The organism is Asticcacaulis endophyticus (assembly GCF_014652575.1).
Lineage (GTDB): Bacteria > Pseudomonadota > Alphaproteobacteria > Caulobacterales > Caulobacteraceae > Asticcacaulis > Asticcacaulis endophyticus.
Genome location: NZ_BMZB01000003.1, coordinates 206,081 through 231,985, shown reverse-complemented (window position 1 = coordinate 231,985; position 25,905 = coordinate 206,081). Strand labels below are relative to the sequence as shown.

21 protein-coding genes are annotated in these 25,905 nt (G+C 53.6%); 4 read left to right on the top strand and 17 right to left on the bottom strand.

The features are described from left to right. Positions 1 to 214 precede the first annotated feature (214 nt). The gene (locus tag IE102_RS12145; RefSeq protein WP_189487013.1) at positions 215 to 1,981 is read left to right on the top strand and encodes an acyl-CoA dehydrogenase family protein; all 1,767 of its coding nucleotides are present in this window, start codon (positions 215 to 217) and stop codon (positions 1,979 to 1,981) included. Positions 1,982 to 1,987: 6 nt separating this feature from the next. On the opposite strand, the gene IE102_RS12140 is transcribed toward IE102_RS12145, so the two are convergent. Continuing rightward, positions 1,988 to 2,896 (bottom strand): trypsin-like serine peptidase, encoded by a 909-nt coding sequence (locus tag IE102_RS12140; RefSeq protein ID WP_189487010.1) that lies wholly within the window; start codon positions 2,894 to 2,896, stop codon positions 1,988 to 1,990. A 160-nt stretch (positions 2,897 to 3,056) separates the two neighbouring features. Between IE102_RS12140 and IE102_RS12135 the strand changes: the two genes are divergently transcribed. The 3 genes from IE102_RS12135 to IE102_RS12125 all read left to right on the top strand — a co-directional run bounded on the left by IE102_RS12135 (position 3,057) and on the right by IE102_RS12125 (position 7,093). Beyond that, positions 3,057 to 5,285: a S9 family peptidase gene (locus tag IE102_RS12135; protein WP_373295607.1), complete on the top strand. Its 2,229-nt coding sequence runs from the start codon at positions 3,057 to 3,059 to the stop codon at positions 5,283 to 5,285. Next, positions 5,286 to 5,837 (top strand): GNAT family N-acetyltransferase, encoded by a 552-nt coding sequence (locus tag IE102_RS12130; RefSeq protein WP_189487005.1) that lies wholly within the window; start codon positions 5,286 to 5,288, stop codon positions 5,835 to 5,837. Between the two features lie 107 nt (positions 5,838 to 5,944). Further along, on the top strand, positions 5,945 to 7,093 hold the full coding sequence (locus IE102_RS12125; protein WP_189487002.1) for an acyltransferase family protein: 1,149 nt from the start codon (positions 5,945 to 5,947) through the stop codon (positions 7,091 to 7,093). Between the two features lie 5 nt (positions 7,094 to 7,098). Here IE102_RS12125 and lpxB read toward each other — a convergent pair whose 3' ends face one another. The 16 genes from lpxB to dnaE form a co-directional block, all read right to left on the bottom strand. Then, a complete protein-coding gene (lpxB, locus tag IE102_RS12120; protein WP_229807729.1) occupies positions 7,099 to 8,289 on the bottom strand; it encodes a lipid-A-disaccharide synthase in 1,191 nt (396 codons plus the stop codon). Further along, the gene (locus IE102_RS12115) at positions 8,255 to 9,109 is read right to left on the bottom strand and encodes an LpxI family protein (protein ID WP_189487000.1); all 855 of its coding nucleotides are present in this window, start codon (positions 9,107 to 9,109) and stop codon (positions 8,255 to 8,257) included. Before IE102_RS12115 ends, lpxB begins: the two co-directional genes overlap by 35 nt. A gap of 4 nt (positions 9,110 to 9,113) precedes the next feature. Further along, a complete protein-coding gene (lpxA, locus tag IE102_RS12110) occupies positions 9,114 to 9,902 on the bottom strand; it encodes an acyl-ACP--UDP-N-acetylglucosamine O-acyltransferase (protein WP_189486997.1) in 789 nt (262 codons plus the stop codon). Next, positions 9,903 to 10,412 carry a 3-hydroxyacyl-ACP dehydratase FabZ gene (fabZ, locus tag IE102_RS12105; protein WP_189486994.1) on the bottom strand — a complete coding sequence of 170 codons (510 nt, stop codon included), beginning with the start codon at positions 10,410 to 10,412 and terminating at the stop codon, positions 9,903 to 9,905. It lies immediately after the preceding gene. 7 nt (positions 10,413 to 10,419) lie between these two features. Then, on the bottom strand, positions 10,420 to 11,436 hold the full coding sequence (lpxD, locus tag IE102_RS12100) for a UDP-3-O-(3-hydroxymyristoyl)glucosamine N-acyltransferase (protein WP_189486991.1): 1,017 nt from the start codon (positions 11,434 to 11,436) through the stop codon (positions 10,420 to 10,422). A 24-nt stretch (positions 11,437 to 11,460) separates the two neighbouring features. Then, complete coding sequence (locus IE102_RS12095) at positions 11,461 to 12,114, bottom strand: OmpH/Skp family outer membrane protein (RefSeq protein WP_189486989.1); 654 nt, start codon at positions 12,112 to 12,114, stop codon at positions 11,461 to 11,463. Between the two features lie 59 nt (positions 12,115 to 12,173). Continuing rightward, the gene (bamA, locus tag IE102_RS12090) at positions 12,174 to 14,555 is read right to left on the bottom strand and encodes an outer membrane protein assembly factor BamA (RefSeq protein WP_189486976.1); all 2,382 of its coding nucleotides are present in this window, start codon (positions 14,553 to 14,555) and stop codon (positions 12,174 to 12,176) included. A 97-nt stretch (positions 14,556 to 14,652) separates the two neighbouring features. Next, positions 14,653 to 15,852: a M50 family metallopeptidase gene (locus tag IE102_RS12085; RefSeq protein WP_189486974.1), complete on the bottom strand. Its 1,200-nt coding sequence runs from the start codon at positions 15,850 to 15,852 to the stop codon at positions 14,653 to 14,655. Between the two features lie 20 nt (positions 15,853 to 15,872). Further along, the gene (dxr, locus tag IE102_RS12080; protein WP_189486972.1) at positions 15,873 to 17,093 is read right to left on the bottom strand and encodes a 1-deoxy-D-xylulose-5-phosphate reductoisomerase; all 1,221 of its coding nucleotides are present in this window, start codon (positions 17,091 to 17,093) and stop codon (positions 15,873 to 15,875) included. Next, positions 17,093 to 17,935 (bottom strand): phosphatidate cytidylyltransferase, encoded by an 843-nt coding sequence (locus IE102_RS12075; protein WP_189486970.1) that lies wholly within the window; start codon positions 17,933 to 17,935, stop codon positions 17,093 to 17,095. Before IE102_RS12075 ends, dxr begins: the two co-directional genes overlap by 1 nt. Continuing rightward, complete coding sequence (uppS, locus tag IE102_RS12070) at positions 17,922 to 18,695, bottom strand: polyprenyl diphosphate synthase (protein ID WP_189486968.1); 774 nt, start codon at positions 18,693 to 18,695, stop codon at positions 17,922 to 17,924. Before uppS ends, IE102_RS12075 begins: the two co-directional genes overlap by 14 nt. A gap of 123 nt (positions 18,696 to 18,818) precedes the next feature. Beyond that, on the bottom strand, positions 18,819 to 19,376 hold the full coding sequence (gene frr / locus IE102_RS12065) for a ribosome recycling factor (protein WP_189486966.1): 558 nt from the start codon (positions 19,374 to 19,376) through the stop codon (positions 18,819 to 18,821). A gap of 24 nt (positions 19,377 to 19,400) precedes the next feature. Next, positions 19,401 to 20,138: a UMP kinase gene (gene pyrH / locus IE102_RS12060; protein WP_189486964.1), complete on the bottom strand. Its 738-nt coding sequence runs from the start codon at positions 20,136 to 20,138 to the stop codon at positions 19,401 to 19,403. Between the two features lie 146 nt (positions 20,139 to 20,284). Then, complete coding sequence (tsf, locus tag IE102_RS12055) at positions 20,285 to 21,190, bottom strand: translation elongation factor Ts (protein WP_189486962.1); 906 nt, start codon at positions 21,188 to 21,190, stop codon at positions 20,285 to 20,287. A gap of 162 nt (positions 21,191 to 21,352) precedes the next feature. Beyond that, a complete protein-coding gene (rpsB, locus tag IE102_RS12050; protein ID WP_189486960.1) occupies positions 21,353 to 22,129 on the bottom strand; it encodes a 30S ribosomal protein S2 in 777 nt (258 codons plus the stop codon). A 203-nt stretch (positions 22,130 to 22,332) separates the two neighbouring features. After that, positions 22,333 to 25,776 (bottom strand): DNA polymerase III subunit alpha, encoded by a 3,444-nt coding sequence (dnaE, locus tag IE102_RS12045; protein WP_189486958.1) that lies wholly within the window; start codon positions 25,774 to 25,776, stop codon positions 22,333 to 22,335. Positions 25,777 to 25,905: the final 129 nt, after the last annotated feature.

Sequence of the window (25,905 nt, the reverse complement as noted above, 5' to 3'; positions counted from 1 at the left end):
TCATCCTCATTGGCAGAGCGCTTAGTGAAGCTCATATTGAACAATGAGGCCCATAAATCAAGACCAATATGTAATTATATATGTTACATATTAAGGTGACGCGAACGTAAACTTATCTTGATCTTTTTATTATGTGGCTCATACTACGGATGAGGTCAGATCTAAGCGTTAGTCAAGACGCACCTGAGACCCGCCACATCCGAGGAAGCCCAAAATGTCATATCGTCCCAGCATCAAAGATATCAGCTTTTGCCTGCAACAGGTTATAGGCATTGATGAATTCTACCAAAGCAAAGGCTTCCCCGACCTTGACAGCGATATTGTGAACGCGGTTTTGGAAGCTGCGGGCGATCTGGCGCGTGATGTTCTGGCCCCAATCAACGTCATTGGCGATCATCATGGCGCACGTCTGGAAAATGGTCAGGTCATTATCGCTGAGGGTTTCGGTGAGGCTTTGAAAGTTTATGCTGAGGGCGGCTGGAACGGTCTCACGGCCGAACCTGAACATGGCGGTCAGGGCTTGCCTAAAACGCTGGAGCAAGCCTGTTTTGAGCTGTTTCATTCTGCAAATATGGCCTTCACGCTTAACCCCACCCTCACCCTTGGCGCCATCGAAGCGCTCAGCGCCTATGGCAACGCCCGCCAAAAAACGATTTATCTGCCCAAGCTGGTTAGTGGTGCGTGGTGCGGCACCATGAACCTGACCGAACCTCAGTCTGGCTCAGACCTGTCGACCCTGACCACTATAGCGCACCCGACTGGCGAGGGCCTTTATCGCTTGACGGGACAAAAAATCTTCATCACCTGGGGTGATCACGAAGCCTGCGATAATATCGTGCATCTGGTTCTGGCGCGACTACCAGACGCCCCTGCCGGCACCAGAGGCATATCATTGTTCCTGTGCCCGAAATATCTGATCGATGAAAACGGCCATATTGGAGAGCGTAACACCGTTCGTGCGGTCGGACTTGAGCACAAGATGGGCATTCACGCGTCTCCCACCTGCGTCATGGCCTATGAAGATGCTCTTGCTGAAATGGTAGGGCCGCCCAATGAAGGGCTGGCCGCCATGTTTGTGATGATGAACGCGGCCCGACTGGCCGTTGGCACGCAAGGCGTGGGGATCGCTGATCGGGCCTGGCAGCAGGCACAAACCTATGCCCATGAACGCCGTCAGGGCAAGTCCGCCCTGACGGGTGCGTCAAACGCCCCCATCTATGATCACCCTGATGTCAGGCTGACATTGGCGATATCAAAGGCTAAAATCGAAGCCGCACGCGCCATATGCTTGCTGACAGCGCAAGCTTTTGACCGCGCCCGTAAGGGGCCTGAAAGTGAGCGTTCGCGCGCCAAACGCAGAGAAGATTTTCTGGTTCCAATTGCCAAGGCATGGAGCACGCAGGTCGGCTGCGATGTCGCCTCCGCCGGCGTTCAGGTACACGGAGGGATGGGGTTCATCGAAGAAACCGGCGCCGCCCAGCACTATCGTGACGCCCGGATAGCGCCCATTTATGAAGGCACCAACGGCATTCAGGCTGCAGATCTGGTCGGTCGAAAACTGTCTCAGGATAATGGTCTTGCGGCTCAGGAGCTTATTCAAGACATAAGCCATTTCATAGAACATAATGAATCTAAATACGTATTCCATATCAAAGCCGCTCTGGAAATTTTCAAAACCGCCACAAAATGGATTATTGAAAATAAAACCAGTGACGGCGCATCGGTTGCTACCGCTGCAAACCGTTATCTTATGCTGAGCGGCGATCTTATCGGCGGATGGTTGCTGGCAAAGGCGGCGGTTGCCGTTAAGACACTAATTGACCAAGGCCACGATGACACGGACTGGCTCAACACCAAGATTGCATTGAACGAAATCTATGCCTCGCAAATATTAAGCGCAGCCTCTTCGCATATGACGGCGATCCTCATGACGGCGGCACCGCTCCAGAGCCTCAGTTATGAAGCGGTGTTTCCGGAATAACCGCGTTTAAGGCTTTGAGGTTTTTACACCTGATGGCTTGGCACCGCTATTCGTCGGACGCGTCGGATCGGGCACGATATCGCCAGTAGAATTATCCGGCGTCTTCGGCGGCCCTGATGAAACCGGGCGAACAACCAATCGTTGGCGCAAGGCTTCTTCATCTTGCGACTTTAAAAGCTTGTCGATTGTAGAGCGCACAAAGACCGCATGGGTCACCAACCCAAGCTCAAGCCGACGGTTATCCTGCTCGACCTGCTTGGTCAAAATCCCGGCAATAAAGGTCAGGGATGGCTGCTCGGTCCCTGGATGACGAATCGTGCGGTCGGTCATGAACACCGGGCCACCCGAATTTCCGGGAATAGCTGTTAGATCAATGAGAAATGTCGGATAGTTCGTGCTGGGTGTCAGCGGATAGGATGCCACCCGCCCGGCCCGCAGAATAGGAAAACCCGCCGGATTAGCCGATAAGCCATGGGGATAACCCAGCGTCATCATCTCATCACCGGGACCGATGTGGTATTCCGTAAAGGTCTTCTCATCAGCCAGCCAGGCGACCGGAACCACATTATCTTTATAGGCCGCGGGCACTTCGACCGGTATGACCGCGACATCTTCTTTGCCGTGCTGCACCCACAACGGCCCGCGATCGGAGCGAATCGTCAGCTTAGACGGGCCATACTGCCATTTACCCGTAGCCCCTTCGAATCGCCAACCAATGCGCACTTCGTTGGACGGCATTTTTTCAAACACATGCGCAGCCGTTACCAGAACAATTTCCGGTGGATTATTAGCCGAATTATAGCCGCGCGGAACGGAAACGAGAAAACCGGTACCGACCATGCGCTTTCCATCGGCCAGAGGCTGATCGATTTGCACCGTTGCCTTAATCAGTTCCAGTGTTAAATCAGCATCCATAAACAATATGCCCTTGAAAAAGCAGGCCAGTCGTGAATCTTACCAAACCGTCATTTGACGGATAGTTAAGAAGCGTCGCAATCTCGTTACAAAGCTCGATCATTTTCATCCCCCGGCCTTATGGCCAATCTGACAAAGGTGTCATCACATGAAAAGCCGCATAAATCGCAGAAACATGCTTGTAAGCAGCATAAGTGTTGGATTTATGGTCAACTCTGCTTTTGGTGCCACACCCGCCCTATCCGCTTCAGGAAGTCATATGTCTAAACTTACCGCCCCAAAGGCTAAAAAGGTTCCCTTCAAAATCGAACAACTGGGATACGGTCGTACTGATGACTATCACTGGATGAAGGATGATCGCTGGCAGGAGGTTTTGCGCGATCCTGATATCATTAAAACCGACGTCAAGGATCACCTGACACTTGAAAATGCCTATTCCAAAGACATGCTAAAGCCTACCGAAGCGTTACAGGCGACATTGTTTGAGGAAATGAAAGGCCGCATCAAGGAAGACGATTCATCTGTACCCGCAGCCGATGGCGCCTGGGAATACTATGTACGCTACAACGCCGGCGCACAACATCCGATTAATGCTAGAAAACCACGCAGCAAGGACAAGATCAGCAAAGAAATCATCCCCTTTGCCGCGGTGCCTGCCGACGAGCAGATTTTGCTGGACGAAGATGCTGCCGCTAAAGGCCTCGACTATTACGCGACCGGCACGACTACCCATAGCCCGGATCACAAGCTTTATGCCTGGTCCGAAGATACCCAAGGCTCCGAGGTCTACAAAATACACGTTAAGGATCTGGCGACCGGAGAACGGCTTGGCAAGCCCGTCGAAAGCGCTACGGGTGATTTCGTGTTTTCGCCAGATTCTCAATATTTGTTCTGGACGTTTCGGGACGATAATGGTCGCCCCTCAAAAATTTATCGCCGTCCTGCCAAGGGCGGGGAAGACGTCCTGATCTATGACGAAAAAGACCCCGGTTTCTTTATCGGTGTTGGCAGCCTGTCATCCGATAAGTTTATCATCATCAGTATAGGCAATCAGGAAACCTCAGAGGTCTGGCTGATTCCGGCATCCGACCCAACAAAAGCGCCTGTATGCGTCGAACCCCGTGTGACCGGTGTCATGTATGAGGTCGATCACTGGGACGATCGCTTCGTAATTCTTACCAATGCTGATGATGCCTTAGATTTCAAGCTGATGACGTCCACAGCCACCATGCCTTCAAAATCAACCTGGCAACCGTGGGTCGCCCACCGTCCCGGCACTTACATCACCGGCTTTAGCCTTTATAAGGGCCACTTGGTTAGGGTTGAGCGTGAAAACGCCAATTCACGTATTATCGTAACGAAAAAAGCTGACCTTAGCGACCACGAGATAGGCGTTAAGGAAGAGGCCTACGCCCTTGGGTTAGGCGGTTCACTGGAATACGACACGACGGTGATGCGTTACACCTACACGTCCCCGACCACGCCATCCCAGACCTATGACTACGACATGGACAGCCGGCAAAAAACCTTGCGCAAGACGCAGGTTATTCCGTCTGGTCACAATCCGAACGACTATGTCGCCAAGCGCCTGTACGCAAAGGCACCGGATGGTGTTGATGTCCCTGTCACCGTCCTGATGAAAAAAGATGTTAAGCTGGACGGCAAGGCCCCGCTGCTGCTTTACGGTTACGGTTCCTACGGCATCCCGATGGAGCCCGCTTTTTCTATCCGCAACCTAAGCCTGGTAAACCGTGGCTGGATTTACGCCACCGCCCATATTCGCGGCGGCTCTGAAAAAGGCCGTGGCTGGTTTATGGATGGCCGTAAATTTAAGAAAAAGAACACCTTTACCGATTTTATCGCCTGCGCCGAGCACCTGACGGCCAAGGGGTATGGCTCAAAAGGCCGTATAGTGGCCTATGGCGGATCGGCCGGCGGGATGCTCATGGGGGCCATTACCAACATGCGGCCTGACCTGTGGGCTGGTGTGATTGGCGCTGTGCCGTTCGTAGACGTGCTCAACACTATGAGCGATACCTCCCTGCCCCTGACCCCGCCTGAATGGCCGGAATGGGGCAATCCGATTGAGGATAAGGCCGCCTACGATTATATCGCCTCCTACAGCCCCTATGATAATATTGCCGCCAAGGCGTATCCGCCAGTGCTGGCAACAGGCGGCCTTAGCGACCCCCGTGTTACCTACTGGGAACCTATGAAGTGGATTTCCAAGCTACGCGAATTTAATACGTCTCAGGCGCCGATGTTGCTCAAGATCAATATGGAAGCGGGGCATGGCGGGGCTTCGGGTCGCTTTGACTTTCTGAAAGAAATTGCTTTTGATTATGCGTTTGCTATCTGGGCCGTCGATAAAGGATATCTGAAAGCGTAAATGCCTGTTTCACATTCGATTTTAGTCCGCAAAGCCACCTTTGCGGACTTTTCCGCCATAACCGAAATTTACGGCCATAACTGCCTTTATGGGACGGGCACCTTCGCGTTGGAACCCGCCACACCGCAGGAGATGATGTCGCGCTGGCATGAGATACGCCAAATGGACCTGCCTTATCTGGTGGCTGTGGAAGCTGATCATGTGCTTGGCTTTGCCTATGCGTCACCCTTTCGAGCCCGGCCCGGATACCGCTACGGCATTGAAGACAGCATCTATATCCACCCGGACCACCACGGAAAAGGTATAGGAAAGGCGCTATTATCCGAATTGGTCACCACGACGACAACTCTTGGCTATTACACCATGATCGCCGTAATTGGTGATGGTGAGAATGCGGCTTCCATTGCCGTCCATAAATCCATGGGCTTTGTAGAAACTGGCCGCTTGCCCAATGCGGGTTACAAACTTGACCGTTGGCTGGATGTCGTTTTCATGTGCCGCGAATTGCGGCCATTAGATAATCCGCCGGTTGGGGCCGGCTGGAGCCAATAGCATCATACCGATAAGCTGGGAAATTCGACTTATTCGTGCTCTGAAAAATATGTGGCCCCGAAATTGCTTTGGTCCGTCAAACAAATGGATCAGAACAACGGTATCATATGGCTAGTCTCAAAAATTTTGCCCCCCAGCCATCATTTGACGCGGGACGCGATCCGGTCATAGATATCGCGCGCGGCAGTGCCATGCTGCTTGTTATATTTGGCCATACCCTTTTGATCTTTTTTCTGGCACGGCCGGATGGCGGATTTGATCCCCATGCATTTTCAGCCGCTCAGGCTATACAATCCTTTCATATGCCGGCCTTTTATTTCATTTCAGGCATGGCGGCGCTGCGTTTGCATGAGCGGAATTTTTATCAAACGGCTTCCCAGGCACTTACGCTCATCTTTTTTGCCTATATTACACATCTTATGGCCGTTCCCTTTGTAGGCGCCGCGCACGGAGACCTGCTTCACCCTCTGAACCTCATTAAACTGGCCGTACGCCCCCTGGTATTGGGTAAGGATTTCGCACTAATGGTGCCCTGGTTCCTGATATCCTTAGCCATCGTCCAATGTCTGGCGTGGATTTACCTACGTGGTTCCGCAATTGTAAAAATCTCTATGATCATAGGTCTGGCAGCTATTTTTATAGCCGATGCTAATGGCCTTAAAGTCATATTCATGGACAATACCTGGGGTATCGGCCTGTTCTTTTTCCTGGTGGGGCGTGCGTTCAGCGGCGTTAAAAAACCAGCAATCACACCTCGGCTCGCCGCCGTCGCGGCATCGGTAACAATAGGGCTTGTTACCATCCTTCATCCCCTGAATAAGGGATGCCCTTTAGATCCGATTTCAAATTGCAATCAAAGCACTTACCCGTCCTTTGGTGTTAATATCGTTGCCGGGCAGGTAGGCTTTTTACCCCTGTTTCTGGTGACCGCATTTCTGGGCATTGCCAGCCTGATCTTACTCGCACAAGCCGTAAAACCCTTCCGCGCATCGGTCTTACTGGTATGGATTGGTCAGAATACCCTAAGCCTGTTGATCTTAAACGGGGCTTTTCTGGTACTTGCTACGCCCGTGTTGGCCGCGCACATCTCACTCAGACCATGGGCATGGCTAGTGTGGTCTATGCTTATTACCGCAGGACATGTAGCGGTTTTACCGTTTATCAAACCGGGGATGGACCGGCTTCAAAACCTTTGTCGCCTGGCCGGTGACGGTGTGATCCACATAGCCCAAAAACATTTTCCGGAACGGATTTAATGCAGTTATGCCCGCGCCAGTTTGAGAAAATCGACAACGCTCTGTGCGGCCAGCTCGGCGGGTGGGCGCTGCCCACGGCCCATCTGATCAAGGGCCGCGTACTGCGCTTCAATCTGTGACCGGCGCAATTGGGGATTATCCAGTCGCTCACGTACCGCCCTGACCAGATTATCAACCGTGCAGTCTTTTTGAAGATATTCAGGTGCAATTACCTTACCGGCAACGATGTTGAACAAGGTTACATATTTCAAAGACGACAGAGCCTTGAAAATATAATAGGTCAACGGCTCGACCTTATAAGCAATGATCATCGGACATCCCGCCAGTGCCAGTTCCGTCGAGACCGTACCCGAACACGCCAACGCAAGATCTGCTGCCTTCATGGCGCCTAGCTTTTCAGCTTCGGAGTCAATCAGATACACGCGGTCCTTAATGTCCCCGATCGCCTCATGCACCAAAGCTTTGACCGTATCAGCAACCGGCAACACGACCTTTAGATCAGGACGTTCCACCAGCAATCGTTCAATCGTCGCTTTGAATACCGGCATAAGGCGTTTGATTTCGGCGGGGCGGCTGCCCGGCAGAACCAGCAGCATCTGCTGCCCGTCTTTTCGAGCGATGCCCCGGGAAACGGCATCGGGGTCGGCTTTAGTGAAATCGACATTCAGTGCCGGGTTACCGACCACTACGGTCTTTAACCCCTCGCGCTCAAAATAAGGGGCGTCCATCGGGTGCAGCGCTAGCAAAAGGTCGACACTGCGCGCCAGTGTTTTCGCACGCCCAGGGCGTGTAGCCCAAACCTGCGGCCCGACATATTTAATCAACGCCACATCTGGCATCACCGCCCGGATACCGTGAGCGACCCGTAGTGTGAACCCCCACGAATCGATCAGGATAACGGCATCTGGTTTGTCTTTGACGGCCAGTGCAACCGTATCCGCTACACGCGCCTTCACGCGTTTATAGGCCTTCAAGCCTTCGACCATGCCTAAAATTGATAACTGAGCGATATCGAACGGACTTTTAAGACCAAGGGCCGCCATACGCGCGCCGCCAACGCCTACGAACCGCAACTCAACATCCGAACGGGCTTTGAGTTGCGCCATCAGCCCCGCCCCCAGCACGTCACCCGACGCCTCGGCCGCGACCAGCATGATAGTTTTAACGGGGCGGGCTGTCGCTGTCGTCGAAGCCATAGATGAATACTCCCAATCGGTCAGCAGTCGCGTAGGTAGCGGTTTTGTCAACGACCAGCAGTTTCCCCACCTGCCCAACTATGCCGCATAAACCAGCTTGCGCCACCGCCTCCACCGTCGATATACCAATAGTCGGCATATCCAGACGTAAGTCCTGTATCGGCTTGGCCACCTTTGCCAAAACTCCCTTGCGATCCGCAAGCGAGCCTTTCAGGGCCGGTGAAAGACCGCTGATGCGTGCAAGCATCAAGTCAGTCCCCTCCTGAGCCTCAACGGCCAGTGTGATTTTATTTGCAACCACAGCCGCCTGACCAATGTCCAGAGCCCCGATCACATTGGCAATACGAATAGCCTCAACCATATCGTCATGGCCTTTGGCGGACGGTTCAGGCCCAGCCTGCAGCCCGTGACCAACTAAAAGCTGCGGGTTAGCCTCATGCGCCCCTTCAATAACATACCCTTTAGACTCAAACATATGGGCAACTTGCCGCAGGAGGCTGTCATCACCACCCCGTCCTGCCGCCTGAATGGCGGGCAAATGGGCAGCCCCCCCGGCATCATGTTCAAGCGTATCAAAATCAGGTCGACGCACATAGCCGACCATACATATGTTTTGGCAGGCTTCCTGCGCCAACAGGCTGAAAATAAAACCAAAATCGCCTAGTCCGACATCGTAACCAGGATGATCTGTAAGCTCAGGTTCCGCAAATTCTTTGAGACGCAGGACGCAGTAGGGCCGATCGGTTGCCTTAAGATAGCGCGCCACTTCGACCGGAACCGCGCCCCCGCCCGCGATTAGCGCCAGTTTGCCCGACGTCACGGCTCTACTCCGCCGGCAGGCAAATGGGACGATTGGAATCCTCGCGAATAAAGTTCACGATTTCCACGATCTGCGCCACCTCGGAAAAGTTTTCGAGCACATCATCAAGGCGCTCCTGAAGTGTGCCCTCATCCGCGAACATCATCCGATAAGCGGTACGCAGCGACAAAATCAGATCCCGTGAAAAACCACGGCGCTTAAGACCCACCAGATTGAGCCCCTCCAAACGAGCATGGTTCCCCCAGACCGAGCCATAGGGGATGACATCCTTGGTCACCATCGCCGCGCCACCCACGAAGCTATAGCGCCCGATACGCGCAAACTGATGCACGCCACATAACCCGCCCAGGAACACAAAATCACCGACCTGTACGTGCCCACCTAGCGATGCATTATTGGCCATGACGACATTGTTCCCGACCACGCAGTCATGAGCTACGTGTGAGCCGACCATAAACAAACAGTCATTCCCGACGCGGGTAACCGCCCCCCCCTTGACCGTCCCCGTGTGCATGGTGACATGCTCACGGATCTGATTGCGTTCGCCGACGATCAGGCGGGTAATAGCGCTCTTGTCATGGGCCAGATGCTGAGGGTGACTGCCTAAAACCGCGAAGGGATGAACGACAGTCCCCGCTCCAATTTCAGTATGACCGGTAATCACGGCATGGGAGATCAACTCTACGCCATCCCGCAAAATCACATCGGGCCCCACGACAGACCAGGGGCCAATTTTCACATCTGCCCCGATTTGGGCACCGTCATGGATAATGGCGCTCGGATGAATAGTCATTTATTTTGGGCTTTCGACGACCATGGCCGCGAATTCACACTCACAGACGACCTTGCCGTTGACGTAGGCTTCGCCTTTGAATTTGAAGACGTCGCCACGATGACGCAGAACCTCAACCTTCATGTGAAGCGTATCGCCAGGACGCACAGGACTTCTGAAGCGCGCACCATCCACCGACATAAAGAAGATCGTTTTGCCTTCGACATCGGCATCCAGAGACTTCGACATCAAAACTGCGCCGGTCTGGCCGATGGCCTCAATGATCAGAACACCGGGCATGACCGGGTTTTCAGGAAAATGCCCCGGAAAAAACGGCTCATTGAACGTGACATTCTTAATGCCCGTCATGCTTTTGTTCTTGATCCAGTTCTCCCCACGATCAATCAACAAAAACGGATAGCGATGGGGGATGCGCCGGAGAATTTCAGCGTAGTCAATACTATCACCGACCACCTGATCGGGATTGACGGCCTGAACTTCGGCTACGGCCTGAGCGGCTTCTTCTGTCATTGAGTGGTTAACCCTTATCTTTCTGAGCCGCCTGTTTAGACAGCCAGGCAGCTTCGCGCAAGAACTGACGCGAGGGTTTGGCCGGAAAACCAGACCACATCTCGCCTTCGGGCACATCTTTATAGACGACAGCCCCCGCAGCCACCTTGGCACGCGCCCCCACAGCTATATGGTCTATCAATCCGGCACGGCCGCCAAACATCGCCCCATCACCGATGCGCGCCGATCCTGAAATACCAGCGTGAGCCGCAATAATGCACTGGCGGCCAATCTGAACATTATGGGCGATCTGAACCATATTGTCGATCTTGGTCGCTTCACCGATCACCGTATCATCATAGGCACCGCGATCAATACATGTGCCGGAACCGACGCTAATGTCATCCTGCAAGATAACCCTGCCAAGTTGCGGCACGTCAATCAGCCCCCGCTCATCCCCGCTAACCCCAAAGCCCGCCTCACCAATATGAGCCCCGGAGGCGATATGGACACGATCTCCAATCAAGGCGCAGTAAACCGTGGCGTGAGCCCCAATCCGGCAATTGCGGCCAATGGTACAGCCCGGCCCGATAACGCTATAGGCTTCTAACCGCGTACCCGACCCGATTTCTGCATTCTGACCGATAACAACACCGATGCCGATATAAACATCGTCTTCAATGCGTGCTGTTGGGTGTACTGCGGCCATGCCGTCGTGACGAACAGGCTTATAAAGGGCATTTGCCAGTCGTGCCCAAGCGGCCTGTGGTGATTTAACGACCAGAGCCAGTCCCTCCGCAGGCACCATCGGGGAGTCATCCTCGGTCACGAATACAAAGCCGGCGTGCGTTTTTTTCAACGAAGACAAATAGCGTCTATCACTGAAAAATGCAGCCTCATCGGGCCCCGCAACGGATAAAGGGGCGCAGGCCTTTATTGGCCCGCACCCTTTAACGGAAGTCTCAGTATATTTCGCCCGTGTAAGCGCCACGACCTGATCCAAGTTGAGACTTGACGCGACCTCAAAAAATCTCAGATCAGGCATGAGTGTTTACGGACGTCCTGTTATTTAGTTCTTTTTGGTTGCCGCGGTCGGTGCCGGGGCGGCTGCCGTCGGACGGGCTTGCGGCGTAATGCGCTCACGATCAAAGGTCATGGTCTTTTTGACAGCGTTAAGCTTGGTCACGACCTGTCCGGTGATATCCATAGCCGGGTTGGCGAACAGAACCGAGTTGCGATCAACCAGAATACCGCAGCCCTTTTCCGTATAGACGGCACGCAGTTGGGGTTCAAGGTCGGTGGCGATTTGACGCTGGGCCTTGGCTTCAGTTGCCTGAAGCTCCTGACCACGCAATTGTACCTTCTGTTCAAAACCCTGAACCTTACCCTGGAAGGCCTGAGCCTTGGTTTGCAGGGCCTCACCTTGCAGGGTCTTGGCGTTGACCTGATCCTGCAGTGATTTACCTTCGGTTTCAATGGCGGTGCGCTCAGGCTTGATTTCAGCCTCAACCGCAGCGCTCAACTGGCGCATGCGCTCACCGGCAGCCTTGCCCATGTCAGAGCCGGCAATGGCGTCTTCAACTGAATAGACGCAGACGCCCGGTATCACCGGACCTGGGTTCATGGCCGGTTGCGCCGGGGCAGCAGCCGGTGCCGTCTGGGCCGAAACCTGACCGGCCATAAGCGCCGCAGCGCTGGCGAGAACGAGCAGAGATTTTTTCATCGATGTAACACTCATGGCTTTGTTGGTTTCCCGGAGATGTGCCTCCGGAGATAAACGGTTTAAAACTGGGTCGACTGCGAGAAACGGAAAGTTTCCGTCTTGTCGTAATCTTCGCGCGAGAGGACCTGTGAAATATCGAACTGGATCGGCCCCATGGGGGATTTCCAACGAATGGTTACACCGGCTGCTGCCCGCAATGACATATCATCTACGATATTTGTGTTCACGGTGCTACCACTCATCTTAAGGCGGTCATCCACACCGCCGAGCGTACCGAAATCCACGAATAAGGCTGTTTTGAGGCCGTACTGCTCAGGCAGACCGTTCGGGATGCCCAGTTCGACCGTACCGATGGCATAGGTTTGGCCGCCCAAGGCATAGGTTGAGCTTTGATCGCGCGGGCCAATACCGGCATTTTCAAAGCCGCGGAACGTCGTGCCGCCCTTGAAGAAGCGGTCATTGATGCGGACTGCGTCACCGCCAAATGGGGTTATATTTCCGGCTAAACCTTGCAGATGCAGGATCATGTCCTTGCGGAAGCCGTAATACCAGTGAGCCTCAAGTTCAGAGCGAACATATTTCACGTCACCGCCCAGGCCCGCAAAATCCTGACGGGCAATCGCCTGCCAGCCGCGCGTCGCCTGCACAAAGTCATTCCGACGGTCGAACGACAAGGTGTAGCCCACGCTCGATGTCACGCCGGTGCCGCAGCTATAGATAAGGTCATCACACTGGGTTGAGGTGGTGCCGTAGGACAAGTCGTCCGAACGCAGGTTGTAGCGCAGGCGCAGCAGGCTATAGCCATTCAGGCTGTAGCCCAGACGCAGGCCAAAGCCGTTACTTTCGGACTTATAGCTGGTGTATTCCGAGTAATCGAGCGCCGATGAGAACAGGTCGATACCGGCCTGCACATCACGATTCAAGAAATGCGGTTCAGTAAAGCTGATGTCGACATTTCTCTGGATAGAGCCCGTTGAAATCCGGGCCCGCACGTTCTGGCCACGACCGCGGAAGTTACGCTCAGTGATACCCACGTCAAAAATGAACTTTTCATAAGACGAGAAGCCTGCCCCAAACGACAGTTCGCCGGTGGGCTGCTCCGTGACCGCCACTTCGATATTGGTCTTGTCAGCCGTAGTCGATGGCACTTCCTTGATTTCAACGTCTTTGAAGAACCCAAGCGCGTTGACATACATCTTAGAGCGCTCAAGCAGGGCCTTATTGTAAGCATCGCCTTCGGATAGCAGCATTTCGCGGCGAACGACACGATCGAGTGTGCGGCCATTGCCGACCACATCGATCTTATCGATATAGACGCGCGCACCTTCGCGGACATTATAGGTCACATCGACGGTACGGTTCTGAGGATCGCCCTCGTCACGCGGGCGAATGTCCACAAACGCAAAACCTGCGGAACCGGCCGCAAAGGTCAGATTATCGACGCCCTTTTCGATCAGATCGCTTTCATAGAGATCGCCGCCCTTGAACGGAATAACGCGTTCCAGATTCTGGGCATTCAGTTTGTCATTTTCGGTTTTGACCGTAACACGACCGAAGTTATATTTTTCACCCTCATCCAGCGTATAAGTGATCGCAAAGTCCTTACGATCCGGCGACAGCTCAGCCACGGACGATACCACGCGGAAATCATAGTACCCGCGGTTGGTGTAATGCTTTCTCAACTGCTCACGGTCGTAATCCATACGATCCGGATCATAGTTGTCATTCGATGAGAAGAACTTCCACCAGATCGACTTTTTAGTGACGACGACACTTGAAAGATCGCTGTCCGAGAACGCTTTGTTGCCGATAAAGTTCATGCTCGACACACCGGTCTTGACGCCTTCATCGATTTCAAAAATCAGATCGACCCGCTTTTGCGGCAGTTCAACGATCTTTGGAGTCACGGTCGCCGAAATCCGGCCAGATCGGCGGTAAAGTTCAATAATGCGCTGAACATCGGCCTGAACCTTGGCACGGGTAAACACACCGCGGGGACGGATAGTCACTTCTTCGCGCAGCTTGTCTTTGGATAGGGCGCTGTTGCCTTCAAAAACCACTTGGTTGATGATCGGGCTTTCGACAACGCTGACCACCATTTCAGCGCCATTCATGACGATCTGAACGTCGGAAAACAGTTCTGTGCGGAACAGGGTTTTTACCGATTGGTCGATGGCCAGAGGCGTTGCTGGCTGGCCCACCTGCACCGGCAGATACGAAATGATCGTCTGCGAATCGATGCGCTCATTACCTTCGACACGGATACGGCCAATATTGATCGCCGCTTGTGGTGCCACCGCTGGCTGGGTCTGCACCGGATCAACAGGCGCCGTTTGCGCCATGGCCGGAGTGGTCAGAAGCCCTAGGCTTAGAAACGCCAGAACGCTGACGCCCGATTGAAGCTTTCGTGAAGAAGTATGCACGTTGAGGCCCTTAGTCATATGTTCTGTATCATTTTTATGTTCGGACGGCGGTCCGTGTTTCGCTAACCATAAACAATCGCAGCCACCGGCACTTCGGTATTTGCAGAGTTGTTAATTACGAAAACAGTCCCCCAAAGAATTTCACTACCCCTGTATGATTTAGATCGTTCCAAGTCGCGAACAACATCAAACCCAGCAAGGTTACAAGTCCCAGTCTGTAGCCATAGCCCTGTATGGCCGAATTTAGCGGCTTTTGCATAACCGCCTCATAGGTATAAAACAAGAGGTGACCACCATCCAGCACCGGCACCGGCAGCAGATTAAGGAAGCCAATGCCCACCGAAATGACCGCGGCCATAGTGATCATGTTTAAAGCAACTAAAAGCAGCCTCTCTTCTAAAGGTGCCTTCACTTTCATGGTTTCAGAAGTAATATCTCCGGTGGCCTTAGTCATACCAATAATACCGCTTAGCTGGTCACCATTTTCTTTTCCCGCGAAAATGCGGCCAATATAGGTCACATTCGTATCAAGCACTTGCCAGGTCATTTTGGCCCCTTCGACAAGCGCCGTGTGCGGCGCAAACCGCTGCCAGCGCATATCGCCGCCCATCTCAATACCTAAACGACCGGCCTTGATGCGATGCCCCCCTGAGCCAACTTCACGTTCTTTACGCGCAGGCGTTGCTTTCAGAACAACCGATGCGCCGTCACGCAGTACGGTAATGTCGATCGTACTATCCGCCCGCATCATGATGAGGGTGAGGGCATCCTGATGATTTTCGACATCGCGACCATCGATTTCTGTGATGAGGTCACCGGGTTTAAAGCCCGCCGCTGCCGCCGGAGAGTTTGGCTCAACGCTAACGACACTTGCGGGCGTTTGCCCTTTGCCGATAAACATCAGTACGCCCGCAAACAGCACAATCGCCAGAACGAAATTGGCAAAAGGCCCCGCAGCGACGATTAGCATCCGCTGCCAGACCGGCTTGAAATGGAAATAAGCTTTTTCCGCCCCCTCGCCTTCTTTGGCGACAATGGCGGTGCGCGCAGCATCGAGTTCCTTGGCATCCGGCGACATAGAGGACACATGCTCATCACCGGCAAATTTCACATATCCGCCCAAAGGAATGGCGCTCAGGCACCATTCAACCCCGTTTTTATCGGTACGCACCAAAAGCTTGTGTCCGAAACCTACTGAAAAACGCTCAATCTTAGTCTTGAACAACCGCGCGACGCTGAAATGACCCAGTTCATGAATCGTCACAATGACACTAATCAGAATCAGAAATTGCAAGATGGTGACAATAGCATGCATGTAGCGCGTATCTCTCTGGTTTAGGCGCGAAGCTTTGGAACGCTTGAGGCTGAACGATCACAAAAGCCGCCCACCAGAGCGCGAATGCGAGCATCAAGCTCAAGAATAGTCCCGACATCCTGACTTGTGTCATTAATCGCTTTAGAAGGCAATTGGGCCCGCATCATGGCAGCTTCGACATTTTCGGCGATTTGCGTAAAGGCGAGGCGTTTCTGCAAAAAGGCGGCAACGCAAACCTCATTGGCCGCGTTAAAGACGACCGGCATGTCACCCCCGGCCTTAAGAGCTTCACGAGCCAGCCTTAACATCGGAAAAGCGTCTTCGTCAGGCGCTTCAAACGTCAAAGACCCAATGGTTTTGAGATCAAAACCCGGTGCCTGCCAGGCTGTGCGGCGCGGCCAGTTCAGGCAGTAGGAAATCGGCACCCGCATATCCGCCGGCCCCATCTGAGCCAGACTGGAGCCATCCTTATATTCCACCATCGAATGGATGACCGACTGCGGATGGATCACCGCATCAATCTGATCGGCAGGCATATCAAACAAATAGGCCGCTTCAATGAATTCAAGGCCTTTGTTAGCCAGACTGGCGCTGTCGATCGTGATCTTAGCGCCCATCGACCAGTTCGGGTGCTTTAGAGCCTGCTCTACGGTTACCCGGCTTAACTGATCGCGGCTGTAGCCTCTGAAAGGCCCACCGGATGCCGTCAACACAAGGCGATTGACCATATCCTTTTGGGTGCCATCAAGGACTTGGAAAATGGCGTTGTGCTCAGAATCAACGGGCAAAATACACCCGCCTGCCGCTTTCGCACGCGCCAGTAAGGCCGGACCGCAACACACCAGAGCTTCTTTGTTGGCAAGGGCTACAGTAGCACCGGTTCCCGATGCCGCCCAAACCGGCTCAAGGCCCGCAATACCGACTATCGCGGCCATCACCCAGTCTACCGGACGGGCCGCCGCCTCAATCACCGCAGCGTCGCCACAGGCAATCTCAAGGCCGGAACCCTCCATCAGGCCCTGAAAAGCGTCCCACGATTCAGTGTCTGCAATGACCGTTAAGCCGGGGCGAAATTTGCGCGCCTGTTGCGCCAAAAGCTCAATATTCTTACCACCACACAGAACATCGATGCGGTACTTAGGCTCAAGCGCGTTTAATTCTTCGATCAGCGCCAGAGTCGACACACCTATGGACCCGGTAGATCCCAAAACCGTGACGGACTTTGGCAGCGCATTTAGCATCAGAGCACGGTTCCCAGCATGACCAGAAGACGAATACCACCAATAGCGACAATCGCAAACATCAGACCGTCCACCCGATCAAGCAGACCACCATGCCCCGGAATGAGCGAACCCGAATCCTTGACGCCGTAGCGTCGCTTCAGCATCGATTCCCACAGATCGCCCGCCATAGTGGCCAAAGCCGTCAGGAGCCCTACGATCTGCGCCGATGTGCTGGATTTAAAAAGCCCCGTAAGATCCGACAGCGTCCCTGCGGCCAGCATCCCTGCCATCATGCCGCCCGCAAACCCTGCCCAGGTCTTATTCGGCGAATACTTGCGCCAAAGCTTAGGCCCCCCGACAGCCCGACCGACCAGATATGCGGCGCTGTCCGCCGTCCAGGCGATCAGGAAGGCAAACAGCACCCATTCAAAGCCATTGCCGGTCTGACGCAGCCAAATCAAAACAAACGCGGGCCAGCCAATGTAACAGGCACCATAGGCCGCATCCCGCCACGGCCCGCCTAAACGACGGATATAGGCGGCCGAACAGGCTGCTCCAAAAAGCAAAAGGGCCACGGATACAAGCGGATGGAATGGATCGTACGGCTTATTCAGCGCCTCAGCAAATATACCTGCCAATGCCGGCAAACAGACCGCAACGGCCATACGTGTCGGCGTTTTGGGCGCTGCCATAGCACCCCACTCAATACTGAGTAAGGCCACCCCGACACTAACCAGAACCAAAAACGCCCAATCACCCAGATGCACAATATAAAGTACAACCGGCACCAGAACGATGGCGGAAGCGATGCGAATACTCAGTTCCCGAATGGACGACCCTGTGGATTTAGGCGGAGACATGTCCTGCCTCTACCGCGCCAAAGCGCCGGTCACGCTCCTTGAAAATACGTAGCGCGTCCTCAAGGTGAACCCGATCATAGTCGGGCCACAGAACATCCTGAAATACAAATTCCGCATAGGCCGCTTCCCACAGCAGAAAGTTTGACAGCCGGTGCTCACCCGATGTGCGGATCATCAAATCAAGCGGGGGCAAATCATGCGTCGATAACAACCCGCCAAAAACCTCCGGCGTCAGATCATCAACCTGCGCATCACCGGATTTGACCTTGGCCGCAAAGCGCTTGGCGGCATCCACCACATCGGCCTGTGCACCGTAGTTCAGCGCCACCTGAAGGAAAAAGCGCGAATTGTTGCGGGTATCATCATGCGCCTTACGCACACATTCCACGATATCTTTGGGCAGACCATCCTGCTGGCCGATGATGCGGACGCACACACCTTCTTTAGACAGTTTAGCCAGATCGGATTCAATGAACGTCCGCAAAAGCCCCATCAAATCACTGACTTCAGCCGCGGGCCTGCGCCAGTTTTCGGTCGAGAATGCAAACACCGTCATATGGGTGACGCCAAGATCACCGGCGGCCCGAATGGTGCGGCGCAGAGCATTAACACCGGCCTTATGGCCCATGGTCCGCATCTGCCCGCGCGCCTTGGCCCAGCGTCCATTACCATCCATGATAATCGCCACATGCAGCGGTGAAACCGGCGCTTTATCAGCCTCCCGCGTGTCGGATACCTGTGTCGTTACGCCAGCGGGCATATACGTTTCCCTGGGTTATCAGCCGAGTTCCGCGGCCCTGAATATTGCGCCTGCTATTAAAGCCGCATGTTTGATATCACCATAAACCGTGATCCGCCATAGGTGCGGCTGAACCGCGCCCGCTTAGACCTGCATAATTTCGGCTTCCTTGATCTTTAGCTGCTCATCGATGCGCTTAATGGCAGCATCGGTGAAGCTCTGGATCTCAGTGATCATTTTCTTTTGTTCGTCTTCGGAAATATGGGAGTCTTTTTCCGCCTTCTTGATGTCATCATTGGCATCACGGCGAATATTGCGCACAGCCACGCGCTTTTCCTCAGCATATTTACCGGCAATCTTGACCAGATCCTTGCGGCGCTCTTCGGTCAAAGGGGGGATCGGCACGCGCAGGGTCGTACCATCCGTGACCGGATTCAGCCCCAGGCCCGAATTGCGGATAGCCTTTTCGACAGATATCACAAGGCCCTTATCCCAGACATTGACGCTAATCATGCGTGGTTCAGGCACGCTGATTGCGGCACATGACGTAATCGGCATGGTCGATCCATAGGCGTCAACGACAATCCCTTCAAGAAGAGAAGACGATGCGCGACCGGTACGCAAACCGCCGAAATCTTCTTTCAGCGACGTTACCGACTTATCCATGCGGTCCTTATACTTAGCCAGTTCGGGTTTGCTCATGATATGTCTCGTTATTTTAGATGATTATTCTGAAATGACCGTATAGGTGCCGCGCCCGTGAACCACATCGCGCAGTGCCCCGTCTGATCGGATGGAGAATACAACGATAGGAATGCTGTTGTCGCGCATCATGCTGACGGCAGACGCATCCATGACCTTGAGGTCTTTAGCCAGAACCTCATGATAGCTCAACGTATCATAACGCCGTGCGGCAGGATCTTTTTTCGGATCAGCCGTATAAACGCCGTCAACCGAAGTGCCTTTAAATAGCGCGTCGCAATTCATTTCCGCCGCCCGCAACGCTGCCGCTGTATCGGTCGTAAAATAAGGCGCGCCTGTGCCGGCCGCAAAAATCACCACACGGCCTTTTTCAAGGTGCCGCTCGGCACGGCGACGAATGAAGGGCTCGCACACAGAATCCATTTGAATGGCCGATTGCACACGGGTATCGACCCCTAGTTGCTCAAGGGCATTCTGCATGGCCAGAGCGTTCATGACGGTGGCCAGCATACCCATATAATCAGCGCTGGAGCGCTCCATCCCAACAGCAGCCTTCGACAGCCCGCGGAAGATGTTGCCGCCGCCGATTACCAGACAAAGTTCGACGCCCATCTGCGCCACTTCGGCGATCTCTTCGGCCACCGCCTTAACGGTGTTCATATCGATCCCGAAACCCTGCTCGCCCATGAGGACTTCACCGGAGACCTTGAGGAGGATGCGTTTATAACGAAGGTCAGCCGTTGCCACAGCAGGTTCGGTCATATCGGTATCTCCGGGGAATCAATGGTCTAATCGGGATTTGGATTTTCGCTCTCTGCTCTAGCCGGTTATTACCCATTTGAAAAGACAAAGGGCGCGAACACTATTACGTGCCGCGCCCTTATTCTCATCAAAAATGTGGATTAGGCTTAAGCCTGACCACCCATCATTGAGGCGACTTCAGCCGCGAAGTCTTCGGTCTTTTTCTCAACGCCTTCACCCAGAGCCAGACGCGTAAAGGCGGTAACCTTCACATCAGTGCCGAGCGACTTAGCGGTTTCCGCAACGAACTGCTCGATGGTTTGATCCGGGTTCATGACGAAGGATTGCTTCAGCAGCACGACTTCTTCAAAGAACTTGCGGATGCGGCCTTCGACCATTTTCTCTACCACGCCTGCGGGCTTGCCCGATTCCAGCGCTTGCTCGGTGAAAATCGCCTTTTCACGCTCAACCGCCGCCGGATCGATATCGTCCGTCGACAGCGAGATAGGCTGAGTAGCGGCGATATGCATGGCAATTTTGCGGCCCATATCGTTGAGTGCTGCCGGATCACCTGCCGATTCAACCGCAACCAGAACCGCGATGCGACCGAGATCCGGCGCAATCGAGTTGTGGATGTAGCTGGCGACAACGCCTTCGGAAACCGAATGCTTGGCCAGACGACGCACCATCATGTTTTCACCGATATTGGCGATCAAGTTGGTGATTTCGTCATTAACCGCCGACTGCACGTCTTCGACGCTATCCGTCGACAGGGCAGCTTTACCGGCATTGCGCGCCAGAGCCTGGAACAGTTCGTTACGGGCCACGAAATCGGTCTCAGAGTTAACTTCGACCGCAGCCGCCGTCTTACCGTCCGAAGCCACGACCACCAGACCTTCTGCCGCCACGCGGTCAGACTTCTTGGCCGCCTTGGACAGGCCCTTGGTACGCAGCCAGTCCATGGATGCTTCGATGTCGCCACCGTTCTCAGACAGGGCCTTTTTGCAATCCATCATGCCGGAGCCGGATTTTTCGCGCAGTTCCTTCACGAGAGAGGCTGTAATTTCCACCATGGAATCCTCCATAAATTTAAAAAGTTAAACCGTATGAGCTAACCTTAGCTCACGGGTGTTGCCATTTAACGACAACGGAGCCTGACAGGACTCAGACTCCGTTGTGAAATCTTAAGTCAGGATCAATCAGGCGCCTTCAGGCTCGATTGATCCTGAAGGAATTTAGGCCTCGGTAGCTGCGTCGGCCTCAGCCGCCAGAGCCGGTTCGACCGGAGCTTCAGAAGCGCCCAGATCAACACCAGACGCCACTTGACCAGCGGCCAGACCATCCAGAACCGCATCAGCGATCAGGTCGCAATAGAGCTGCAGCGCGCGCGCCGCATCGTCATTGCCCGGAACCGGATAGGTGATACCGTCAGGATCGGAGTTGGAGTCGAGGATGCCAATCACAGGAATATTCAGCTTACGCGCTTCCTGAATGGCGATCGATTCCTTATTGGTATCGATCACGAACATCAGGTCGGGGATACCGCCCATGTCCTTGATGCCGCCCAGAGACAGTTCAAGCTTTTCACGCTCACGGGTGAGCGTCAGAAGTTCCTTCTTGGAACGACCAACCGGGTTACCATCCAGAACGCCTTCCAGTTCGCGCAGACGGGCGATCGAACCGGAAATGGTGCGCCAGTTCGTCAGCGTGCCACCTAACCAACGGTGATTGACATAATACTGAGCCGACCGCTTAGCCGCAACCGCTACCGGGCCGGAAGCCTGACGCTTGGTGCCAACGAAAAGAACGCGGCCACCGCTGGCGGCGACTTCACGCGCCTTAAGCAGCGCCTGATGGAACAGAGGCAGGCTCTGCGACAGGTCGATAATGTGGATGTTCGAGCGCGAACCGAACAGGTAACGCTCCATCTTCGGGTTCCAGCGGTGAGTCTGGTGACCAAAGTGCGCGCCAGCTTCCAGCAGCAGGCGCATAGACAGTTCAGGCATAGCCATAAATTTATTCCTTCTTCCGATAAACCTCCGCAAACAGTTCAGTTCTCCGAATGGAGGAACCTCGGTTAGCGACGAGTAACGAATGTCACTGCGCCGCGCGTTTGCGTGCGAGATGGGGGCAACTAGGCACAATTTTAGCAAAAATCAAGCAAAATCCAGAAAGCCATTGGGAAAACCGTTTAGCCAGAGCTGAATAATCGTGCTTAAATGTCTTCGTAATATAAAACGCCCGCCATCGATTTCAAGGCCCCGCGCAGATGGCCATCAAGCCGGTAACGATCCGGCAATTTGATTTCGACTTCCCGGTCAGAGCCCAATTCCGTCAAAAGGCTGATTTCCCCTCCGGATTGCGCCTTAGATTTATCCAGAAACTCTTTAAGAGTAACAATATCCAATCCTCGCGACGAGACATGTAATCGCAGGCCGATATCATCCATTTTGAGCGTGTCAGCCATGAGCGCTGCTTCATCTCCGAACATGCGCATTTCGCCTTCACGGCCGCCCTTACAGCGAACCTTCACAACTATTGACTTGCCAGGGTCGAGCACTTCACGGCAACGTCGCAGGGCTTCAGGCTGAAACATCACCTCATATTCCCCAGTCGGGTCAGACAAGGTCACAAAGGCAAATTTTTCACCCGATTGTGCCGAAGCGCGCTCCTGGCGTCGGCGCACAACCCCCGCCATGCGAAAGGCTTCCTGCCCTTCCGATGCTAGCCCCACAGCCTCAGCATAAAGCGTGACGCTCCGACGTTTGAAAACATCCAGCATATCGCCCAAAGGATGGCCAGACAGATAAAATCCAACCGCCGCCAATTCATCATCCAGACTATCCGGGCCGGAATTGCTCGCAACTTTTGGCAGACGTGGACGCGCCGCCTCTGTGGCACCAAACAAAGTAACCTGAGAAGATGCCCGTTCCGCTGCCACACTTTGGGCATAAGCCATCAAAATATCCGCAGCCTGCACGATTTGGGTACGGTTAGGGTGGATTGAATCAAAGGCGCCAGCTTTCGCGAGATTTTCAATCGCACGTTTGTTGACGGCTTTCGGATCGATGCGTTCAAGAAAATCGAACAAATCTTTGAACTTGCCGCCCTCTTGACGCACCTGAACCACGGTCTGCATAGCTTCAAAGCCAACATTTCGGATGGCTCCCAACGCGTACAACACTTCGCCATTTTCGACATCGAAATCTGCCATAGATCGATTAATATCCGGCGGGCAAATCTTCACGCCGAAACGACGCGCATCTTGATAAAATACGGCCAGCTTATCGGTGTTGGCGATATCAAGGCTAAGCGTTGCCGCAAAAAACTCGACCGGATGATTGGCCTTTAGATAACCGGTCTGATACGAAATAAAGGCATAGGCGGCCGCGTGCGATTTGTTAAAGCCGTAGCCCGCAAATTTGTTCACAAGTTCAAAAATTGAGTCCGACTGCCTTGGGTCAACACCCTTTTCACTCGCACCAGAAATAAATCTTGCTTTTTGCAAGTCCATTTCTTCTTTTTTCTTCTTACCCATAGCCCGGCGCAAAAGATCGGCTTCGCCCAGACTGTAGCCGGACAAAATCTGGGCGATCTGCATCACCTGTTCTTGATAGATGATAACTCCGTAGGTTTCTTTCAGCACCGGCTCAAGGCTGGGATGCAGCATGTCGATTTCAGCACGACCGAACTTACGATCAACATAGGTATCGATATTGTCCATTGGCCCGGGCCGATAGAGTGAAATCAGAGCGGTAATTTCTTCAATCGAACCGCAGCGCATCTTGCGCAGGGTGTCACGCATGCCCTGACTTTCAAGCTGGAACACACCGATAGATTGGCCTGACGCCAGAAGTTCATAGGTCGGGCCATCATCCAGGGGCAGGGTCGAGAAATTAATCTCCACGCCCCGTTTACGCAAATACTTCATCGCGCGATCAAGTACGGTCAGGGTTTTCAGCCCCAGAAAGTCGAACTTAACAAGGCCAGCACTTTCCACCCATTTCATATTGAACTGGGTCGCCGGAATATCTGAACGCGGATCTCGATAAAGCGGCACCAATTCCGTTAAAGGGCGATCGCCAATAACGATCCCGGCCGCGTGGGTCGATGCGTTACGATATAATCCTTCTAGTCTTAGGGCTGTATCCAACAGCTTTTTGACCGGTTCTTCATCCTTGGCGGCTTGCCGCAACCGAGGCTCAACATCAAGCGCCTGAGCCAGAGTCACAGGGTTGGCCGGGTTAGCGGGGATCATCTTAGCAAGGCGATCGACCTGCCCTAATGGCAACTGCATGACCCGCCCAACGTCACGCAAAACAGCTCGTGCCTGCAACGTACCGAAAGTAATGATCTGCGCCACACGATCACGACCGTACTTATTCTGAACATAGGTGATGACTTCTTCGCGTCGCTCCTGACAAAAATCGATATCGAAATCGGGCATTGAAACGCGTTCAGGATTAAGGAAGCGCTCAAAAAGCAATCCAAACCGCAGAGGATCAAGATCGGTAATGGTCAGTGCCCAAGCCACAAGCGAACCAGCCCCCGACCCCCGGCCCGGCCCGACCGGCACGCCGTGCGTCTTGCCCCACTTAATAAAGTCCGAAACGATAAGGAAATATCCAGGGAAACCCATATTCTGGATAACGCCAATCTCACGCTCCAAACGATCCCAGTAGTCCTGCTCAGGGTAAGCTGGCTTAACTTCCTGAAGGCGCATTTTAAGCCCTTCCCGTGCCTGAAACGCTAGTTCCTCAGCCTCATTGCGGCCATCACCGGTGTCAAATCTTGGCAGGATAGGATCACGTTTAGCCACCAGAAATGCGCATCTCTTGGCAATCTCAAGCGTGTTATCACATGCTTCTGGCAGGTCTTTAAACACCTCACGCATTTCACTTGCGGGACGCAACCAATGATCTTTTGTTACCTTACGCCTGTCAGATACCCCCATGAAGGTGCTATCAGAGATGCACAATAAGGCTTCGTGAGCCTTGTAGAGATCTGCGCTGCCAAAATAGGCATCATTAGTCGCCACCAACGGAATGTCGTGACCATAAGCGTATTCAACAAGCCCAGCCTCAGCCATGCCGCGCTCAACACCGCCCATACCATAACCAGTATCATGCCGCTGTAACTCAATATAAAATCGGTCACCGAAAATCTCATGCATAGCCTTAAGAGCGACGCACGCTTCATCGGGTTTATTTTGCCTGAATAATGGATCGACAGGGCCATCAGGTCCGCCAGATAAAAGTATCAGTCCTTGGTTATGGGCGGCAATGTGATCCCATGTAACATGAGGCTCTTCGATGCCATCTGACTCGACATAGGCAATCGAAGATAAATGACACAGATTGAGATAACCCCGCTCATCCTGAGCCAGCAGAACAACCGTAGGAATACGCGCCCACTTCTCGGTCAAACCGCCGCCAATACCTTTGACCGGTAAAGCGCAACCAACAATTGGCTGCACCCCGACGTCCTTACAGGTTTGGGAAAATTCTAGCGCACCGTACAGATTACAGCGATCGGCAATCGCAATCGCCGGCATCGAAAGATTTTGCGCCAACTTACCCATGTCATAGGCCTTAATGGCTCCTTCAAGCAGGGAGTAGGCCGAACGAACCCTCAGATGAACAAATCCGGTCTCGCTCATATTCGTCTCCGCCAGAGGTTGCTTAAGGTGAGATTACCCGATTCACCCTACCAGCATAGACAATTGGCAAACAACCCACACAAAGCCAGCGACTGATGCAAAGGACAGCAAATTATGTAATGTCGAAAC

Bases quoted from the DNA above. Each gene is read 5' to 3' on its own strand.
- uppS (WP_189486968.1), bottom strand. From the start codon at position 18,695: ATGCCCGCTGGCGTAACGACACAGGTATCCGACACGCGGGAGGCTGAT.
- IE102_RS12145 (WP_189487013.1), top strand. From the start codon at position 215: ATGTCATATCGTCCCAGCATCAAAGATATCAGCTTTTGCCTGCAACAG.
- IE102_RS12125 (WP_189487002.1), top strand. From the start codon at position 5,945: ATGGCTAGTCTCAAAAATTTTGCCCCCCAGCCATCATTTGACGCGGGA.
- tsf (WP_189486962.1), bottom strand. From the start codon at position 21,190: ATGGTGGAAATTACAGCCTCTCTCGTGAAGGAACTGCGCGAAAAATCC.
- frr (WP_189486966.1), bottom strand. From the start codon at position 19,376: ATGAGCAAACCCGAACTGGCTAAGTATAAGGACCGCATGGATAAGTCG.
- IE102_RS12095 (WP_189486989.1), bottom strand. From the start codon at position 12,114: ATGAAAAAATCTCTGCTCGTTCTCGCCAGCGCTGCGGCGCTTATGGCC.
- IE102_RS12140 (WP_189487010.1), bottom strand. From the start codon at position 2,896: ATGGATGCTGATTTAACACTGGAACTGATTAAGGCAACGGTGCAAATC.
- pyrH (WP_189486964.1), bottom strand. From the start codon at position 20,138: ATGACCGAACCTGCTGTGGCAACGGCTGACCTTCGTTATAAACGCATC.
- lpxA (WP_189486997.1), bottom strand. From the start codon at position 9,902: ATGACTATTCATCCGAGCGCCATTATCCATGACGGTGCCCAAATCGGG.
- lpxD (WP_189486991.1), bottom strand. From the start codon at position 11,436: ATGCCTGATCTGAGATTTTTTGAGGTCGCGTCAAGTCTCAACTTGGAT.
- IE102_RS12130 (WP_189487005.1), top strand. From the start codon at position 5,286: ATGCCTGTTTCACATTCGATTTTAGTCCGCAAAGCCACCTTTGCGGAC.
- fabZ (WP_189486994.1), bottom strand. From the start codon at position 10,412: ATGACAGAAGAAGCCGCTCAGGCCGTAGCCGAAGTTCAGGCCGTCAAT.
- lpxB (WP_229807729.1), bottom strand. From the start codon at position 8,289: ATGGCTTCGACGACAGCGACAGCCCGCCCCGTTAAAACTATCATGCTG.
- dxr (WP_189486972.1), bottom strand. From the start codon at position 17,093: ATGCTAAATGCGCTGCCAAAGTCCGTCACGGTTTTGGGATCTACCGGG.
- IE102_RS12085 (WP_189486974.1), bottom strand. From the start codon at position 15,852: ATGCATGCTATTGTCACCATCTTGCAATTTCTGATTCTGATTAGTGTC.
- IE102_RS12075 (WP_189486970.1), bottom strand. From the start codon at position 17,935: ATGTCTCCGCCTAAATCCACAGGGTCGTCCATTCGGGAACTGAGTATT.
- dnaE (WP_189486958.1), bottom strand. From the start codon at position 25,776: ATGAGCGAGACCGGATTTGTTCATCTGAGGGTTCGTTCGGCCTACTCC.
- bamA (WP_189486976.1), bottom strand. From the start codon at position 14,555: ATGACTAAGGGCCTCAACGTGCATACTTCTTCACGAAAGCTTCAATCG.
- rpsB (WP_189486960.1), bottom strand. From the start codon at position 22,129: ATGGCTATGCCTGAACTGTCTATGCGCCTGCTGCTGGAAGCTGGCGCG.